The sequence below is a fragment of the Halolamina salina genome (genome assembly GCF_042678005.1).
GTDB classification, from domain to species: Archaea; Halobacteriota; Halobacteria; order Halobacteriales; family Haloferacaceae; genus Halolamina; species Halolamina salina.
Map to the genome: position 1 here is coordinate 545 of NZ_JBHUDH010000137.1, position 1,595 is coordinate 2,139.

The window sequence follows — 1,595 nt, forward strand, 5'->3', positions numbered from 1 at the left end:
ACGACGAGGTCGTCGGCGTTGTTCATCACCCACGGGATCGCCCAGTCGAGCAGCACCGACTCGGTCCCCTCGTCGATCTCCGCGTCGGGGTCAAGCCCCTGCAGCAGGCGGGCGATCTCGTAGATGGTGTACATCTGGTCCTCGACGAGAAGCTCCTCGGGCGTGTAGAAATCACACGGGTGGAGCGCGTCGAAGCTCTCCTTGGCGCGTGGCATACGCCCGTATTCGGCAGGGACGGCGTAAACGCTACCGATCCGGGCCGCCATCGACGCAGCGGGCGCTCCCGGGCGAGCGTCGAAAGAAAGCGGAACGGCGACGCGTTCTGCGTCGTGTTCTACACAGTGGCGTACAGAGCCACGGCATCGCGCTCGGAGCAGCAGTCCGACGACTGCTGCCGGTCGCTCGCCGTGACTGGCTTACTCGAACAGCTCGACTGCCTGCTCGTAGCGGGCAGACGGCTCCTCCCAGTCGACGACCTCAAAGAACGCGTCGATGAAGTCCCCACGCGCAGGACCGTAGTCGTAGTAGTAGGAGTGCTCCCAGACGTCGAGCGCGAGGATGGGGTGGCTGCCCCAGAGGGCGCCCTGGTCGTGCTTGTCGACGACGACGTTACGGAGCTGGTTGCTGTAAGAGTCGTAGACGAGCAGGGCCCAGCCGCCGGCGGCGCCGGCAGCGGCCTCGAACTCGCCCTTCCACGCCTCGTAGGAGCCGAAGTCCTCCTCGATACGGTCCGCGAGCGCCCCGGTCGGCTCGTCGCCGCCCTCGGGGCTCATCGACTGCCAGAACAGGTCGTGGAGAATGTGGCCCGACCCGTTGTGGGTCACGTTGCCGATGGCGCCCGGCGAAGAGCCGAACTCACCGTTCTCGCGGTTCTCTTCGAGCGTCTCCTCGGCGCTGTTCCAGCCGTTGACGTAGCCCTGATGGTGCGTGTCGTGATGCCACGTCAGCACCTGCTCGGAGATGTGGGGTTCAAGCGCGTCGTACTCGTACGGAAGCGGCGGCAGTTCGTAATCAGTCATCGGTGAATCACCCACTCGTTGTTGGGTTGCGGTTCATGTTAAAACTTGAGGAGACGTATGGTAGCGGGCCACACACTGCGATCGGCGCTTCGACGTTCTCCGGAACGGGTACACACTTCCGTCGGTGTGCCACAGTGGGGGGTATGAGCTGGCGCGGGGTGTCGCTGGTCTCGGCGTGGCAGTTCACCGCCAGCCTCTGTTTCTACACCGTGTTCGCCGCTACTGCGTTCGTCCGCGAGGGGTTCGGCGTCTCCCTCGGCGTCACGGGGCTGACCGTGACCGCGGTGATGCTCGGGTACACAGCCCTGCTGTTCGCCACCGGCGCGGCGACCGACGCGTTCGGGGAGCGGCCGCTGCTCGTCTACGGCCTGCTCGCGCTGGCGGCGGGGATGGCGTTCGTCGCCGTCGCGCCGTCGTTCCCGGTGCTGCTGGCGGCGCTGCTGTTCGTCGGCTTCGCGTACGCGACGGCGATGCCCGCGACCAACCGCGCGGCGATCCACGTGGCGCCGCCGGGCCGGGAGGCGCTGGCGATGAACGTCAAGCAGGTGGGCGTCACCGCCGGCAGCGCCGTCTCGG

Annotated in this window: 3 protein-coding genes; 1 reads left to right on the top strand and 2 read right to left on the bottom strand. The window is 66.9% G+C overall.

Features of this window, described 5'->3' with window-relative positions; all coding sequences use genetic code 11:
* Together ACFR9S_RS11785 and sod are read right to left on the bottom strand one after the other, a co-directional pair.
* The coding region (locus ACFR9S_RS11785) for a DUF5827 family protein (RefSeq protein ID WP_379818747.1) at positions 1-215 on the bottom strand (215 nt) is incomplete at its 3' end.
* Positions 216-416: 201 nt separating this feature from the next.
* On the bottom strand, positions 417-1,019 hold the full coding sequence (gene sod / locus ACFR9S_RS11790) for a superoxide dismutase (RefSeq protein ID WP_379818748.1): 603 nt from the start codon (positions 1,017-1,019) through the stop codon (positions 417-419).
* A 143-nt stretch (positions 1,020-1,162) separates the two neighbouring features.
* On the opposite strand from sod, the gene ACFR9S_RS11795 reads away from it, so the two are divergent.
* A partial coding sequence (locus ACFR9S_RS11795; RefSeq protein ID WP_379818749.1) for an MFS transporter occupies positions 1,163-1,595 on the top strand: 433 nt, incomplete at its 3' end.

Coding starts and splice junctions, on each gene's coding strand:
- sod (WP_379818748.1), bottom strand. CDS start 1,019: ATGACTGATTACGAACTGCCGCCGCTTCCGTACGAGTACGACGCGCTT.